Annotated in this window: 12 protein-coding genes; 7 read left to right on the top strand and 5 right to left on the bottom strand. The window is 44.4% G+C overall.

Going from position 1 to position 17,428, the window contains the following annotated elements; all coding sequences use genetic code 11:
* Window positions 1–156: 156 nt before the first annotated feature.
* A complete protein-coding gene (locus CXF80_RS09455; RefSeq protein WP_101032638.1) occupies window positions 157–507 on the top strand; it encodes a HopJ type III effector protein in 351 nt (116 codons plus the stop codon).
* 315 nt (window positions 508–822) lie between these two features.
* Window positions 823–1,299 (top strand): hypothetical protein, encoded by a 477-nt coding sequence (locus CXF80_RS09450; protein WP_101032637.1) that lies wholly within the window; start codon window positions 823–825, stop codon window positions 1,297–1,299.
* A gap of 217 nt (window positions 1,300–1,516) precedes the next feature.
* Here the strand turns inward: CXF80_RS09450 and CXF80_RS09445 are convergent, their stop codons facing one another.
* The 3 genes from CXF80_RS09445 to CXF80_RS09435 are packed head-to-tail and all read right to left on the bottom strand — an operon-like array spanning window position 1,517 to window position 6,191.
* Window positions 1,517–2,788 carry a cytochrome c gene (locus tag CXF80_RS09445; RefSeq protein ID WP_101032636.1) on the bottom strand — a complete coding sequence of 424 codons (1,272 nt, stop codon included), beginning with the start codon at window positions 2,786–2,788 and terminating at the stop codon, window positions 1,517–1,519.
* Entirely contained in the window at window positions 2,785–3,321 is a 537-nt protein-coding gene (locus CXF80_RS09440) for a (2Fe-2S)-binding protein (protein WP_101032635.1), read from the bottom strand. Before CXF80_RS09440 ends, CXF80_RS09445 begins: the two co-directional genes overlap by 4 nt.
* Window positions 3,318–6,191, bottom strand: coding sequence for a xanthine dehydrogenase family protein molybdopterin-binding subunit (locus CXF80_RS09435; RefSeq protein ID WP_101032634.1), 2,874 nt, complete (start codon window positions 6,189–6,191; stop codon window positions 3,318–3,320). The genes CXF80_RS09440 and CXF80_RS09435 overlap by 4 nt, the downstream gene beginning before the upstream one ends.
* Window positions 6,192–7,574: 1,383 nt before the next feature.
* On the opposite strand from CXF80_RS09435, the gene CXF80_RS09430 reads away from it, so the two are divergent.
* From CXF80_RS09430 to CXF80_RS09415, 4 genes are all read left to right on the top strand, one after another.
* A complete protein-coding gene (locus CXF80_RS09430; protein ID WP_101032633.1) occupies window positions 7,575–8,216 on the top strand; it encodes a YitT family protein in 642 nt (213 codons plus the stop codon).
* Window positions 8,217–8,733: 517 nt separating this feature from the next.
* Window positions 8,734–10,020, top strand: a complete 1,287-nt coding sequence (locus CXF80_RS09425) for an acetyl-CoA hydrolase/transferase family protein (protein WP_101032632.1) — start codon at window positions 8,734–8,736, stop codon at window positions 10,018–10,020.
* Between the two features lie 986 nt (window positions 10,021–11,006).
* Window positions 11,007–12,119: an agmatine deiminase gene (gene aguA, locus CXF80_RS09420; RefSeq protein ID WP_101032631.1), complete on the top strand. Its 1,113-nt coding sequence runs from the start codon at window positions 11,007–11,009 to the stop codon at window positions 12,117–12,119.
* 79 nt (window positions 12,120–12,198) lie between these two features.
* Window positions 12,199–13,905 (top strand): amidase, encoded by a 1,707-nt coding sequence (locus CXF80_RS09415; RefSeq protein WP_101034731.1) that lies wholly within the window; start codon window positions 12,199–12,201, stop codon window positions 13,903–13,905.
* 714 nt (window positions 13,906–14,619) lie between these two features.
* Here the strand turns inward: CXF80_RS09415 and CXF80_RS09410 are convergent.
* Both CXF80_RS09410 and CXF80_RS09405 read right to left on the bottom strand, forming a co-directional pair.
* Window positions 14,620–14,958 carry a cytosolic protein gene (locus CXF80_RS09410; protein WP_101034730.1) on the bottom strand — a complete coding sequence of 113 codons (339 nt, stop codon included), beginning with the start codon at window positions 14,956–14,958 and terminating at the stop codon, window positions 14,620–14,622.
* A 542-nt stretch (window positions 14,959–15,500) separates the two neighbouring features.
* Window positions 15,501–16,511 (bottom strand): substrate-binding domain-containing protein, encoded by a 1,011-nt coding sequence (locus CXF80_RS09405; protein WP_101032630.1) that lies wholly within the window; start codon window positions 16,509–16,511, stop codon window positions 15,501–15,503.
* Window positions 16,512–16,700: 189 nt separating this feature from the next.
* Between CXF80_RS09405 and CXF80_RS09400 the strand changes: the two genes are divergently transcribed.
* Window positions 16,701–17,219, top strand: coding sequence for a hypothetical protein (locus tag CXF80_RS09400; protein WP_101032629.1), 519 nt, complete (start codon window positions 16,701–16,703; stop codon window positions 17,217–17,219).
* Window positions 17,220–17,428 lie beyond the last annotated feature (209 nt).

The raw sequence follows: 17,428 nt of genomic DNA, 5'->3' as shown, positions 1-17,428 counted from the left end.
AATTAACTTTAAATCAACGGTTTGACTTGTTTTTAGGCGCTCATGCTTCTAGATTAAGGCTTATTCACTATAGTAAGTGCCGCTATTTTGTTATTGTTTTGTGGAATATGATTTGGATGAGTTAAGTTTTATTTTATCAAGGGTAGGGTGTGCTTTATGGCAGCAACACAAATTAGTGAATTTATATCCTCTTTAACTGAGCGAGCTGATCTGGTGCGCTTTGAAGATACTATGCTATTGATTGATGCCCATTATGATTACAGCCCAAGTGCATTTAAAAATGGCGCTCAACTTAATGAGGCAGGACAGAACTCTGGCTCATGTAAGGTATTGGCTTTTGGGCAAATTCACCAATTAACTGTACCACAAACGTTGACTATGTTTGGTCAACATTATCGAGATGTTATGGCGACGCCAAAGGGCACTGACCACCATAATATTCGTCAATTTATGCAACATGGCTGGCAAGGGGTCTTGTTTTCACAATTGGCATTGCAACAAAGATAATGGTTGGTTTTTTCAAACCTGGTTAGATATTGACCCCGGGCTTTACCTGCTTTTTTGTATTGTGGTTTAATTAAATGGGTATGAGTTAAGGGATGATATAACGTTAAAACAGAGGTGTTTTTTGTTGTCGCCGATGCGGGTTTTAACACTGATATCGATAATATAAATTAGTGTCGACAATTGCGCTGAATACGACTACATTTGCACCTATAGTAACCGTATCACTAATCGTATTTGGTTTTTTTTATCGGTAAGGCATTATCGCTCGTTAAGCATTATGACAAGCGCCTATTTAATCGCAAAGGAATCAATTTTATGAATCGTCATGTAATACCACTTATCATTTTTAGCACGTTAATGGTGTTTTCTACAGGTCAAAGTGTTGCTAAAGACCACGAGTCACATGGTAATAGCGGCAAGCACAAATCTGAAAAACATCAAAAAAAGCATGAACATCACAATGACAGTAACTACGAGGTCTATTTTAGTAATGATCGCCAGGTAGTGATTAAAAATTACTATTATACCACCCGTGATGCTAAACATTGTCCTCCAGGGTTAGCCAAGAAACACAATGGCTGCCAACCACCGGGTAATGTTAAGCAATGGCATAAAGGTCAACATCTGCCTGCGGATGTTGTGTACTATGATGTGCCTCCAGCACTTACCGTTCAGCTAGGGCGCACACCAGAAGGACAGAAGATTGTCCGTGTGGGTACTGATTTGCTGTTGATTAGCATTGGTACTGGTATGGTGATCGATGCAATACAAGATCTTAACGATGTGTTGTAATCTTTTTGGCTAATATCTTATTAGGCGAAAGCCATGACAAGGTCAATCGGGCTTAGTATAGATTCATGGCTTTAGCCAAAATGAATTTTTGCCCTTTGCCGATAACTGCTCAAGAGTTTGCTTAGCGCTATCGCTATTAAAATAAAAAGCCGACTTGATGTCGGCTTTTGTGTAAACACCTACTTTTCACATGATTCAAAACCAATGATTCAAACGCTTAACCATGCTCGAATATCACTTCTTTCAAATCATTGATAGTGTTCATATCTAGATCCCCTGGCTGAGTACTCCATGTCACTCGCAGATAGTTGGCTAAATCTCTTAGCTGCTCGTCGCTTAACTTATCAGCATAAGCTGGCATGGCATAAAAGCTGGTGGTGGTGTTGTAATGTTGACTCTTTATCCCTTTTAGCATCACAGCAACGATATTGTGTGGGCTGGCTTTACCTAATGTGGCGTTACCGGCCATTGCCGGAGCAACATTAGGTCGACCCTCACCTTTTTGACCATGACAACCGGCGCAGTATCCCTTGTACAGCTTATACCCTGGCAGTTCACGCTGGTGGCCGTTAAAGGTAAGCGCTTTCGCTTCGATCTTTTCGTCGGTATCGAGCAGGTAACTGCTAACGGCAAACATGTCTGTATCGGTTAAATGACTAAAGCTGTGATACACCACGGGATACATGCCACCAAAGACGGTGCCCTTGCGAGAATAACCCTCAGTAAACAAAGACTTTAAATCGTCATGAGTCCAATTTTGTCGATTAAGCTCGGCTGGCGTAATGTCCGATGCCTCTAGCCCTTCAATGACAGCACCTTGAAAGTGTTTGTCTTGCTCCATGGCAAATAGGCTGTCTCTTGGCGTGTGACATTCACCACAATGGCCTAAAGCATTGACTAAGTAATTACCGCGGTTCCAAGATTCACTCTTGTCTTGCTTAGGGGCAAATACCTCGGCATCGTGGGCGACTAAATTCCATGCCTTGAGGCCAAATCGTACGTTAAAGGGGAAAGAGACATCATTGTCGAGATTAGCTTGCTTGATGGGTTTAGTGCTCATCAAATAGGCGTAAATCGCTTTAGTATCTTCATTCGTTAACAGACTATAAGAAGTGTAGGGCATCGCAGGATACAGATTGCCGTTAATGCCGACACCATGATGCATGGCATCAAAAAAGTCATCATAGCTGTATTGACCAATACCGGTATCTTTGTCTGGGGTGATATTGGTCGAATACACCGCCCCAAACGGGGTTTCGAATGGCAATCCACCGGTTAATTCACGGCCACCAACACTCGTATGGCAGGCCACACAGTCGCCTATTTTCATCAAATAAGCGCCACGTTCTATTGCGCCTTCGCCTGCGTCATTGGCAGCACTGCAGGAAAATGCCAATAAACTCAAACCCAAGGTTAGTAATAGATCCTGACTTAGCTGATGTCGAGCCTTGTTAAAGCGAGCTAAATAACTCAAATATGATGGTTTCATGACAGGGTTAGCCCCTCAGTCTTGAGGATCAAATCTTTCATCGCCGCATAATATTTTACATAGCCAGTGCAGCGGCATACGTGTTCACTCAAGGCCTCTTCTATTACGTGTTCAACTTGATCTTTGGCGATAGGTTTACGCTCAAGTCGTTCTAGCAGTGCGGTCGATTCATTGACAAAGCCAGAGGTACACCAACCACATTGAAACGAGAAATGTTCCAAAAAGGCTTGTTGCACAGGGCTAAGCGCGGTGATCTCGCCTTGGGCGTTCTGCTTGGCATGACCTTCTACTGTGCGGATATGTTTGCCATTGAAACGCTCGACACCATTGATGCAAGTACGTACAACCTCACTCACTCCTAGGTTGTCGTCAACTATCACAGTGCAGGCATGGCATACACCTGCGCCGCAGCCAAACTTAGTGCCGGTAAGGTTTAAATATTCATGCAAGAATTCAATCATCATGACGCCATCGCCGACTTCAATCGGGCCAACGGCTTGGTTATTAATAGTTAGTTCAATTGACTGGCTCATGCCATGGCCTCCTTAATTTTTTTCGCTGTCATTGGTAATTCGTAAAAGCGCACTGCGGTAGCCTGATAAACGGCCTCAACCAGTGCGGAAACGACAGGGATCATCACCACCTCGGCAATGCCGCGATTCGGATCTGTTTCGGATAATGGCGCTAAGATGGTATGTCTCTGGCTCCAAACGCCAACATGCCTTGCTAACGGCACCTTATAACGATTGAGGTTCCAAGTACCATTACCTGCCCCAGCTTCAAATGGCGGTAATTCCTCATGCAGAGCATGGCCAATCCCCATGGCAAGACCGCCTTGAATCTGTCCTTCAACTAACTCATTCACAATCACTTTACCGGCTTCTAACCAAGTATGAGAGCTCAGCAGTGTGACTTCACCATTACCTTCATTTACCGCCACTTCAACCAAGGTTGCGCACGGGGCATAGTAAGTCACCATGGCATTATTAAGCTCGGCCTTAGGGTAGCGCATAGCTTGACGGTCGATTAAGTGATAACCGTTGGAATTCATACTGGCTTGGCGAGCAGCATTGCCATGATATTGATTACTTTCGCCGTATTGCAGCGCCAACGCATCCAGTGCAATGCGTTCTTTGGTGCCAAGGATCTCAAAATCAGCTTCGGCCCAAGCCCAGCGATTAAAGGCATGGCCCATTACGCCAACCACTAAGCCCATGTCGTGGGCGCGTTTAGCGAGAATATCGATCGCCAGTGGCGGGAAGCCCATAGCGGTAAGTTTACCGTCGACCCAGCGGCCGTCGCGAGCGTGATTGAGATTGGTTGCGCCCATTGGGGTGTTAAAATACAACTCGTTCCAAATAGACACAGCCGCAGGCCAGAGTCCGTGGCGATAGATAATCTCGGCGGCAATGCGGGTCACATGGCTTTGGTAATAGGCCGACATAGACGCCGACGATGCCATTGCTTTTACTGGCGTCCAACGTGGATTAGCCGTCATTTCATCTTGACGTTGCTGTGAAATAATATAAGGATTGTCGGTTTGCACTAATTGCATGGCATCCCAGATGTCTATCTTGGCGAGGTTTACCTCATGGGCAAAGTTGCCTAAGGCATCGCTGACGATCACGGCTTGAGATGTTTGGGTACCAGTGCCCATTTCGATAAAGCCGATATCCAGGGTTATTTTACCGTCTTTAGATAATCTAACCGCCGCACTTGGCGCCGCCGCACCTGTACCATAATCTTTTGTGGCAATGCCAAAGCCTACGCCATAACGCATGCCAGGGTATTTAGCCTCATAACGAGTCTTATTGGCTGCGCGGTTTTGCCACACCGCGTCTTGTTCTGCCATGTCGAGCATTTCACGATATCTTAGTGTGCCATTGGGGATAGCGCCTTGGGTATTACGCTGCCCAGACTCCATCACGTTAGCCGCGCGCAGTTTAAACGGATCAACATCTAACTCGGCTGCCATTTCGTGGATCATGCCCTCCATTGCCGTCATCGATTGCAACGTGCCATAACCGCGCATCGAGCCTGCATCTGGGTTACGTGATGCATAGGCGGTGGCGATAATATCATTGCGTGGCGTGTAGTAAATACTTTGCATCGCCGTCGCCCCAACGGAGGTCACCGACGGGCTAAAATTGACTCGACCGCCACCATCGACTGTCATCTGTGAGGTTAATGCTTGGATTTTTAGGGTCGCTTTATCGACGGCTAAGCGACTCTTCATCGTGAAAGGGTGACGCTTAAGACCAGATTGAAATTGTTCAAAGCGGTCATTGGCTAAGCGCACAGGGCCGTTGGCATAGATGGCTGCGAGCACGCCATAATAAGGAAATATCGAATGATCTTTGGCGCCAAAACCGCCGCCAATATAAGGCGAATGCACCACTAGATGTTTAACCTTGCCCGCCAGTGGCCCAGATGACAGCATGTGTACGGCCATCTCTTGAAAGTCTTGTGGCGATTGCGAGGTAATAACCGTATGAAAGGTTTGGCTAGCAGCATCAAACCAGCCGTTAAAGGCTTCTGGTTCCATCATCATCGGGTCGATGATTTGAGTGCGATATTCGCGCTCTAATACTTGCCACTGTTGATCTGCTTTGGCACTCGAAATCTGTTTTTCTATCTCGCCAGCATAATACAGCCCGCGCTCAGAAACCGAGCCTTGAGCATTAGCATCACCTGACCATACCGGTTTGTGGTGCTTAACGCTGGGGAAAAATAGTCCATCGTGTAGTGGGCTATAAGTATCTTCACGGGCACCATTTTCGCCTTCAACCCGAATAAGACGCCAGCTGGCATAAGGGTCTTTAGTGTCTGACACAAAGGGCGTTTTTTCACCAAAACGCAATAAGGTCTTGTCGAACTGCAACAATGACTTAGCTTGTTTAAATGCAGGAAAACTATCGAATAATAATATCGCAACCGCATGACCAAGATAATCTGCGGTTTGTCCCTCTGACAGTAACATATTGTCACCGTAAAACTCGGGCAGCTTAACCTTGTCGCGAATAAGATCCGCCGCAGTGATCACTTTATAGGGTTTAGCCGAAGCCGGGAGGTGGTCGAGGGAAAATCCTTGATAAACATGGGATGCATCGGCGGCGCGCAAGATAAAAGCGTAGCCTTGCTGTTTTGGCCAGCCTGCCATGTCCATTGCGCGGTAGTCTCGGCCATATACTTTTTGGCCTGTCACTTTGGCTATGCCATCGTTGCGAAACTTGGGTTTGGATTGACCATTAATCTGAGTTTGCCATTGGGCTGCCAGTTCAGGAGAAACGATAGACGCATTGGCCCGACTCATTTCCCACAGTAAAGGCGCTGAATAAACGGCGACTCCACCAATCACACATTGCTTAATAAAGGTCCGGCGCGACGTGTTAGATATATCCATATTTCACCTCAGTTTGTCTTAAGGGGAAAATCAGACGCCGGGTTAGTTGCCGCCCGATTTAGGCTCATTTACTTGATTGTAATAACTAATTTTTATTGACTAATTTTCTTGTGTATAGGCTAATTTAGCATTGCGCCACGGTAACATAATGATATAAACATGCATATTCTCGATTGTTATAGGACTTCTCAAATGGGAACTGTGATGTTGATCAACTTAATTTGTTGCTGATTTAATCTGCAAATATTCCTTTTTAGCAGTCGAGAATGTTATAAAAAGGGTTATGTTTATCTGCAGGTTAGTCAACATTATCGCGCTTAGTTGTGTGGTGTTTGATTGAGCTTATTGCCATTTTTCACTATTTAATTAAGCAGATAGACAGCATATCGTTATCGGTTTAACTCAGTATGACCAGCTTACAACCAAGATTGATTATTCAATTTTAGTCAGTATAAAAAATAATTGTGCTCGATAATGAATTTTTTGATCAAGGTTTTAATTAATTGTTTGATTTGTAAGGCTATAGTTACCAGTTTGTTTTGCTTGTGTCGTTATGTTGAGCGTTTAATCATTAGTCAAGTTAATGGTTTCGCGGTGATGGGCACGGTCAATATTATGCTGAGTGATGATTTTTGATCGGTTACAGCGACAATTTACCCGACTACATATGTGAAGTGACTTAGCCGCGCTGTTACACCTTCGCCAATAAGTTGTCATTTCTTGGTCGATAAGTTGCGCTGTCTCAGTCCATGATATTCCAGGCATCATGGAGGTTTTACTCCCTGCATATGGGTAAATGTGCGCCTAAGCCCACAGGTCGTTAGCATTACTTTCGGAGTTAATTATCTTCTATGGCCTCAATGTTATTGGGGGAGGGCATGGCTTAAGTCTGAGCTTTATTTATACTGCCATTTATGCCTTTTTTTGGTAACAGACAAGGGTTAATTCAAAGCCGTTTATTATCCCAAACCGAGGTTATGTTGGCCAAACCATGTCATGCTTAAGTGGCAGCAATTGATTACTTAAGGTTGTCTAGAATCGTTGCCGCGGTTAACTTTTACATCTATTTATACAGTGCTAATATTCGGCTGAAGTTTGATCAAGCGCATCTCTTAGACCCCAGCCTAATCGATACTGTAACAATTAATAAACACTTCGTTTACCAAATTGCCTAAAGTCGTAAATCTGAGTGAACACTCATGGCAAAAATCGCAGCATTTGTCTCATTTAGCTAACTGTTTAATCCAAGTTGATTCGGTACACTGCGCGCCCTTAATATGTTGCTGTTTTATAGCACTGCACAATGGCCAGTGCATTAGCAGCATGATGTAATCACTAGGTTGCTAATAACTAACCGCTACTCACTACAGGATGGCAAATCGCATGCAATTTCCAACACACCGATTTTACGAAGACATTATGGCTTTGTTTTGTGCCGGTGTAATGGTGTCTTTTGGCGTGACTCTGTTTAACAGTAATCAGCTTATTACTGGTGGTACCGCAGGTTTGGCGATTATTGGGATGCATCTGACATCGTTAAGTTTTGGGGTGTTATTTTTCTTAATCAATGTGCCTTTTTACTATATCGCTTGGACTCAGCTTTCTAAGCGTTTCACCATCAATACCTTCATTTCGGTGACAATAGTCTCGCTAATGACGGATTATATGCCGATGTTTATTCATATCGATAATGTCCATCCATTATTTGCAGCGGTAGTCGGCGGTATGTTGATCGGGGTCGGTGTGTTGATTATGTTCAGACATAAGTCGAGCTTAGGCGGTTTAGGCATTTTGGCACTTTACTTACAAAACAAGTATTCAATTCGTGCCGGTAACTTTGGCTTGCTAATTGATACGATAATTTTAAGCTCTTCGCTGTTGCTGTTTCCTTTTGAGTTGGTGTTATTGTCAGTGATGGGTGCAATTGCGTTAAATGTGTTAATTGCGGTTAATCATAAACCTGGCCGTTACCAAGCTTATGTTGAAACGAAAGCTAACACTAAACATGCCCGCGTTGGCGTATAAACACTGTGCTTAACCCTGTTTATTGGTTAATGTAAACCTCGTTTGAACGAACCTGGTTTACATTAAGCTTGCTTAAATTAATAGGCTGGCCTTGGGCCACAGTAAATAAATATCGCAAGACTCCAACTGCGTCATGGCTCAAATGGGCTCAACAGACACCTCGCAATATTGTTTATAAATGAGTGGCCTCTGCTGTTTTGGTCATATATCTCTCAGCCCCACCTATCAGTGCCATACAGTGTCATATTGGCCTCCGGCGTATTTTTCAGCGCGACATTCACAATCACAACCCCAAAGGGGGTTATAGGGATTGCTCCAACAAAATGATCCCGCTCAATACTCTTGCTTAATACTCCTGCTTAATAGTCCTGCTCAATGCTAGCTGAATAAAAAATGCCCTGCAATGTCTCAATTACGCCACTCTTTTGTGTTAGATCAATGTTACAAAGGCCAATGCTATTAACGGATTAATTTACCGCTTACACTACAAATAGCTTAATTACCTTGAGTAATATTAATGAAACCAATTATTTGTAGCAGTGCTTTAGAGGCCGTATCCTTAATTGAAAGCGGTGAAACTTTATGGACACACTCCATGGGCGCTACGCCAACATTGTTGCTCGATGCATTAGCCGAACATGCGCTAACTAAGCATGGCTTAACATTATTACAGCTGCATACCGAGGGCGCTGAATCGCTCAGTGATCCCTGTTTAAAAGATCATATTCGCCATCGTTGCTTTTTTACTGGTTCACCCACGCGGTCGCTGTTACAACAAGGTGATGCCGATTATGTTCCGATTTTTCTCTCTGAGGTGCCCAAGTTGTTTCGTTCCGGCGAACAGCATATCGACACTGCGATTATTCAAGTGTCGCCACCCGATAAACACGGTATCTGCTCTTTAGGCATATCGGTTGAGGCAACCTTAGCGGCGTGCCAAATGGCGGGGCGGATCATTGCCCATATTAACCCTATGATGCCTCGCACCCATGGTGATGGTTTTATTCATTATAATCAGCTGGCTGCTGTGTATGAACAGAGCAAGCCGTTACCACAACATCTATTAGCCCCAAGCGATGCCATTAGTTTAGCCATCGGCCAGCATGTAGCAAAACTGGTGCCTGATGGCGCTTGCTTGCAGATGGGCATAGGTGCTATCCCAGATGCGGTGCTGTCGTGCTTAACCGAGCACAAAGATTTGGGCGTACACACCGAACTATTTTCAGATGGGGTACTTAATCTGGTTGAACTTGGAGTCATCAATAACAGCCGTAAGAAAGTACATCCCGGTAAAGTTGTCACTGGTTTTGCGTTGGGCAGCCAACGACTTTACGACTATGTTGATGACAATCCGTCGGTGATATTTATGGATATTGAGCAGGTTAATGACACTGCCATTATTCGTAAAAACCCTAATGTAATGGCAATAAACTCCGCGTTACAGGTCGATATATCAGGCCAAGTGTGTGCCGATTCACTGGGCACTCAAATTTATTCAGGCGTAGGCGGGCAAATGGACTTTATCCGCGGCGCCGGACTGTCTGAAGGTGGGAGATCGGTTATTGCACTGCCAAGTACAGCTTCCAATGGCACCGTTTCGCGCATTGCCACAGTATTATCCCCAGGGGCTGGCGTGGTGACTACCCGTGCACATGTGCATTATATTGTCACCGAGTATGGAACGGCTTATTTGCGGGGTAAGTCATTGCGCGAGCGAGCTCGAGCACTTATCGACATCGCCCATCCAAAATTTAGACAGCAGCTTTGCCAAGAAGCTTTTGATATGTGGCGACTGAAGGTTTAAATACTGTGGATTTATTAATCTTGTCATTGCGGTAATGGTTGTGAGCCGCAATCCAGCTCTTCTTTTATTGTCTAGATTTTATGACCTGCGGCCACATCAATTTTAGAAACAAGAGTAGATCGCAAGATTCAACCCTGCACGGGGCAAGAGGAAACCAACGGCTGTTCCCTCTTTACTCTTTATGAAAAAATTGGCCCAGCCGCCCCGCAATATTTTCGCTAATGACTTAAATAACAGATGCGAAAAGTCGCCATGGGGATTGTTCTAGCTTTTAATCGCATTTGAATCCAGCCTTGGCCCATCTTGCAGTAAAGAGTGAAAATGCTAACGCTTCCGATGGGGATCTGATGTGAATGGATTCACGAATGTCGTGGTGGCATGGTCAATAATGTTGCCGACATCAAATGACATTCCCCATGTCCATATGGGTCAGATGCCAAAGAACGACCTGTACCTTGAAAGCTAACGGGCATCTGATAGGCAGGATGCATGAATGCCTTGGAGTACATGGTCAATGATGTTGCCGACATCACTATGATATTTCCAATATCCATATAGGTCAGATGTCCTAGAAAGGCCTGTCAGGCTCACGCATTCTGTTGTAAAGAGTCTTCAACGTCCTCAAGTTCAGAGTTGAATTTGTCCATTTTAACGTCAATAAATCTCACTCGTTTTTGGCCCATTTTGTGATTGCACTTAATCTAGCTTGCAATAAACTTGCAAGCTTTTTACCGTATAAATTCTTATCTATCACCTGCATACAAGTATTTAGCGCAAGTAGTCTTAAATGATATGATATAAAGTGATATTTCATCGAAGCTAAAGCTCACCTAGTGTAGACGTGGCAATTTCGGCCTAACTATTTGCGTGATGAATGTGGTAATTCGATTTATTCATTTGATTAATGTTAGGCGTATTTTTATTCTGTCGTCCTATGTTAGGGCGCACTCCCTTATAGTTTTTCAGCATTACCGGAGACAAAACTCATGACAAACATGAATGTGGATGCCACGCAGTTAACCACTAAACCATCTCAAGATGGTTTTAGCATGCCCGCCGAATGGGCGCCGCAGCAAGCTGTGTGGATGATTTGGCCATATCGTCCTGATAACTGGCGCTCTGCAGGGGCTTATGCTCAGGCAACCTTTGCTAAAGTGGCCGATGCCATTGGTGCTGCTACCCCTGTTTATATGGGGGTACCTAAGGAATTTTTGACTCAAGCCAAGACGGTTATGCCTTCCCACGTTACTTTGGTCGAAATAGATAGCAACGATTGCTGGGCTCGCGATACAGGGCCGACTGTAGTCGTGAATGCGAAGGGCGAATGCCGTGGTGTTGATTGGGGCTTTAATGCCTGGGGCGGTCATAACGGGGGTTTGTACTCTCCATGGGATAAGGACGAGCAAGTCGCACAACAGATGCTCACGCAGCATGGTTTTGAGCGTTATCAGGCTCAGCTGATCCTCGAAGGTGGTTCAATTCATGTCGATGGTGAAGGCACCTGCATGACGACGGCTGAATGTTTGCTTAACAGCAATCGCAACCCAGATCTTAATCGTGAACAAATAGAAGCATTACTGTGTGATTATTTAAATGTGCAGCAGTTTATCTGGTTGCCAGAAGGTGTGTACATGGATGAGACCGACGGACATATTGATAATATGTGCTGTTTTGCTCGCCCAGGCGAAGTGATTTTACACTGGACTGATGATCAAACCGATCCGCAGTATCCTCGTTCAAAAGCCGCTTTGGATATTTTACAAAATACTGTGGATGCAAAAGGCCGTAAATTAAAAATCCATTTATTACCACAGCCAGGTCCTTTGTATTGCACAGCAGAGGAAGCGCAAGGCGTAACTGAGGGGACTGGTGTTCCACGCACGGCGGGTGAACGCTTAGCGGGTTCTTATGCGAACTTTTTAATTACCAACAATCGTATCGTTTTTCCACTACTCGACCCGGCAACTGACGATATCGCTGCACAAAAATTGCAGGAGATTTTCCCCAAGTATGAAATTGTCGGAGTACCTGCCCGCGAGATCTTATTAGGTGGTGGTAACATCCATTGCATCACCCAACAGATCCCCTCTGGACAGTAAGTAAAAACTAAGGAGAACACAATGACCATGTATGTCACTGTTGTTTCAACACAATTGGCTTTCAATAAGAGGTCGTAACATGTTCGAAGTCACTGAGGTTTCTATTGCCGAGCTGCGTACAGCGCTCGAATCCGGTCGCACCACAGCGGTTGAACTGGTGAAGTCTTATCTCGCACGGGTTGATGCTTACGACGGCCCAGCGACACAGACCAAGCTGAATGCGCTGGTGGTTCACAATCCAGATGCGATCAAGGAAGCTGAGGCTTCTGATGCACGCCGAGCTCAATGTGAAACACTTAGCCCACTCGATGGTATTCCCTATACCACCAAGGACAGCTATCTTGTTAAGGGGCTCACTGCGGCTTCGGGTAGCCCAGCGTTTAAGGATTTGATTGCTCAATACGATGCCTTTGCCGTTGAACGTCTGCGCGAAGCGGGTGCCATTTGTTTAGGTAAAACCAACATGCCACCTATGGCCAATGGTGGTATGCAGCGTGGTCACTACGGTCGCGCCGAAAGCCCATACAATGCTAACTACCTTACAGCTCCCTTCGCCTCTGGTTCTTCCAATGGCGCGGGTACTGGGACCGCCGCAAGTTATTCTGCTTTCGGTCTAGCCGAAGAGACATGGTCGAGCGGTCGTGGGCCTGCATCAAACAACGGTCTGTGCGCCTATACCCCGTCACGGGGGGTTATTTCTGTGCGCGGCAACTGGCCGTTGACACCGACCATGGATGTAGTGGTGCCTTATACCCGTACTATTGCCGACATGCTCGAAGTACTTGACGTTATCGTGGCAGACGACCCTATCACCCGTGGCGACCTATGGCGTCTACAACCTTGGGTTGAGATCCCAAAAGCATCAACAGTTCGTCCAGACTCTTATCTGGATCTTGCCGCCCAAGCTGACACGCTTAAAGGCAAGCGTTTCGGGGTGCCACGCATGTTCATTAACAAGGATGAATTGGCTGGCACTAGCGAAAACCCCGGTATCGGAGGCCCGACCGGTCAGCGCATCAATACTCGAGCATCGGTGATCGACCTCTGGGAAGCGGCACGCAAAGCACTGGAATCTGCCGGAGCCGAAGTGATTGAGGTTGATTTCCCGCTGGTTTCTAACTGTGAAGGTGACCGACCTGGTGCGCCGACGGTATTTAACCGTGGCTTAGTCACACCTGAGTTTCTTGATGATGAGCTATGGGCACTATCGGGGTGGGCTTTAGATGAATTTTTACGAGCCAACAATGACCCTAAACTGAACAAATTAGCTGACGTTAATGGGCATTTGATTTTCCCGCACGATCTTGGCACCTTGCCGAACCGTGAGGGCGATCTTGCTGCTGGCATGGATGAGTACGTCAATATGGCCAAAAGAGGTCTCAAGTCGTATAACCAAATCGACAGCATACCGGATGGTCTGCGCGGCTTAGAGAAGACTCGCAAGCTGGATCTGGAAGACTGGATGGACGAACTCAAACTCGATGCCGTGCTGTTTCCAACCATGGCTGACGTGGGTCCAGCAGATGCGCATGTTAATCCAGCCTCCGCCGACATCGCTTGGAGCAACGGTATTTGGGTCGCTAACGGCAACCTTGCTATTCGTCACTTAGGTGTACCAACGGTTACTGTGCCGATGGGGGCAATGGCCGATATTGGCATGCCTGTAGGGTTAACTTTCGCGGGCCGTGCTTATGACGACAACAACCTGCTGAGGTTTGCGGGTGCATTTGAGGCTACAGGCAGCAAGCGCCTGATCCCTACACGCACGCCAGCGCTTAGCAGATAAGCACCAAGAAGTGACAAACGGGATTGGATCTTACACGCCAATTCCGTTTTTTTAACTCCAACGTAAATACTTGTTTAACTCATTTTTCCCATATCCATATCGGTTAGATGCCAATCGACCTGTACCGCGTAAGCTAGCCTGATTCTGATAGGCAGGATGCCTGAATGCCTTGAAGGACATGATCAATGATGTTGCCGACTTTCCAATATCCATATAGGTCAGATGTGCGAGAAAGGCCTTTCAGGCTCACGCATTCTGTTATAAAGAGTCTTCAACGTTCTTAAGTTCAGAGTTGAATCAATACCTTTTAAGCCAGTATTACTAACTCATTTTTGCCCCAAAGTAAGTCAGCTAATTAGATTTGAGCTTTTCCTATTTAGCTTTCATCTACAGACAACTATTGCGGCTAAATCGAAGAGAGTTAAATTACAGGTGTAGATGAGTCAGCGAGTATCCAAAACAGGGATGTTTTGGTTAAGCCCACAGGGATGTGCTCGTGGCGTCTCGCTTAATCATCTGCACATCAGCATGCTGCAGGCAATAAGTTCAAATGAAGCTACGTTATAAATCAAGCTAAACCAAGACCAAGTAAGCTGAGTTAATTAATACCTCAAACTCACTTTTGTCCAAAAATGTGCCACGGAGCGTAAATCATTTATGCCCCATTCCTTGCTAGGGATGCCAATTCGCCGATTTCAACTTACTGAATAATTTTCAGTCTATTCGGGTAATAAAGGTTTGCTCGTCATCCACAAAAGCTACAAAGCCGCCGTGATAGATAAATACCCGACCACGCCCCTCAACTAAGCAGGCAAGCTGTGGGCTAAAATCTTCTTCGTTACCCTGTCTTTGATATGTGCCGATATCGGTGATTACGCCGCTGAGAGTAGGCAAATATCTATAAGTTCGCTTTGCTTGATCAACCAGGTTCAATTCGCTGGCGGTAGAGAAGCAAGAGGGTATCGTACCGGCTTCTTCGATAAACATAGTTTTCAGTTCTTCAAAAGCTGTGATCACTAGCCAGTCGATGCCGTTAACATGATGGATAAACATTGAGTTTCTCGGTAATTCTGATGCGGAGATTTTAACATTATCAGGGGCAGAACGTAGTAGAGATTTAGTAATTCTGTGCAATTTACGGTCATTCACTAGGTCACCTTGAAACACGTTGCCCCAAAATAAGTCAGCTAATTAGATTTGAGCTTTTCCTATTTAGCTTTCATCTATAGACAACTATGCGGCTAAATCGAAGAGAGTTAAATTACAGGTGTAGATGAGTCAGCGAGTATCCAAAACAGGGATGTTTTGGTTAAGCCCACAGGGATGCTGATTTTAAAATCAAGAGCTGGCGTCTCGCTTAATCATCTGCACTAAGGTCACTCCTTCACATCCCTGTGATCGCGACATTTACTACGTCCTGTAGCTCACATGCTGCAGGCAATAAGTTCAAATGAAGCGACGTTATAAATCAAGCTAAACCAATACCAAGTAAGCTGAGTTAATTAATACCTCAAACTCACTTTTGTCCAAAAGATATTTGGAAAGTATTATAAATAATTATTCGTTAGCTTTTATACCATGCTGTTTAAATATGATTACAATCCCGAAACCTTGGTACATGTATCAACGTTCTCTGGTGTGCAAAATGTGATAGGTGTGTAAATTATTCTGTCATATTTTTGTTCTGTTACAATTTTATACAGTGTCAAAATGGCTTGTCTTCCCATTTCATATGGGGCTTGACCAATATTGATATGAACAAGATTATCTTCCAACATAGTTAATTGTTCAGATGATGTATTAGTCATAACAATGATGACCTCGTTGTTATTAATTTTTGCCTGATACGGGGCAATCATTTTACGGTAAAGTGCTTGGTCATTTTGCGGCCAACCACCAACAGCAATAAAAGAGTCTGCTTTTACAGGCCTACCTTTCATTACAGACTCCATTTGAATAACAGATTGAGCCAGTTGATCAAAATTAAAGAAAGGTTCTCTAACTTCAGTCCATCCCGAATCGTTATTAAGCAATTCTCCAGGAGGTACATCATATTTTTTTCCCGATAATGCGGAACGGACCCCCATCAGTCTTAAATTCAGATTGGGAGAATCTCGTCGCCCAGATTGCATTATTAGCGTTCCCCCATTGGGCCGAAGTTTTTTTAACTCTTCACCTAATGACTTACCCAATTCAATATTGTCAGTGCCTATATAGGCTAGGCGTAAACTATTAGGGTCTTCGTTGATTGAAGCATCAATATCAGAGTCATAGGTAATAATCGGGATACCTGCTTCTTTAGCTCTCTTGAGGCTATTTTTAACGAGATATTTAGATTGTGTAACGGCTACAGCGATACCATCTATACCTTCATCAATCAGTTGATTTATTACCTGATCTTGCATCCTAACATTACTTATATCTGGTCCCCGATATATGCATTCAACGCCTTTTATTTGAGCAGCAGCATCTATACAGCCAGCTTTGCTTTGATCAAAAAAAACACTATTAAATTTAGGTACCACGGCAAGTTTTAATTCTTTTCCATAGACAGAAGATATGGGTATTAGACTAAAGGCAACAAACAATAAAAGTGATCTCCTCACACTCCCTCCTGAAATAAATCATAGTGCGACTCTGCTTACAATAAAACATATCAAAGAAATTCATTTAAAGATACGAGCTGAAACGGTATTACTGAACATATCAGTGTGAGCTAATCGATATTGTTGTGTTTTGAACTCCCCCATGCGTCAGGATCGCAACACCATACAAGAAATTAAACAAGGAATGTCATGAGCAAGATTCTAGTTTTAATTATTTTCAGTTTTTGTTTACTTGGGTGTGCACCTTCGACATCAACATTCATGAAACCAGAAGGTAACTTTGGTAAAACCACGATTGACGGTTGTGGACAAAATCCAAATACTTTTAGATACGAATCTGAAAAATCATCTTTCAAAATTAGTGTGCATGGAAGCAGAGTGCTTTTCGGATTTGAAGCAATAAGCACAGACGAAGTTAAATGGATATTATCAGAAGTTATTATAATTGTTGATGGTGTTTCCCATTCGTTGGCAGTTAGTAAATTTGAACCTAGTTATCTCAGAGAGCCTTGCGGAGGCTTTACGAAAAGCTTTAACTGTGACTCAATTCAGCATTATCATTCGAGTGTAGATATTCCAAACATGGTTGAATCTTCGGAGGTTATAGTATTTCCCCCTACGCCTCTGGTTAATTGTAGCCCAATTAAAGTGGGTGAAATTAAGTTCAAAAAAGTAACAGAAACACTTTGGCAGGCATTGAACTGCTAGCAAGGCGTTAACGACTCTCATAGTCATACTTTTCCTAATGGCAGTAGGCTAAAACTCTAAAACGTTTCTGTCCAAAAACGAGCTAGTCTCTGCTTGAAAATGTCTAAATTCAGCTTTGAACTTGAGGCCGTTGAAGAAAATAGCGTGAGCTGGCCATGGCCTTTCCCGCACATCCATGTGCTTCAAGGCATTCAGACATCCTGTCTATC

The organism is Shewanella sp. Actino-trap-3, from assembly GCF_002836275.1.
GTDB classification, from domain to species: Bacteria; Pseudomonadota; Gammaproteobacteria; order Enterobacterales; family Shewanellaceae; genus Shewanella; species Shewanella psychromarinicola.
This window is presented reverse-complemented; position numbering and strand designations above follow the sequence as displayed.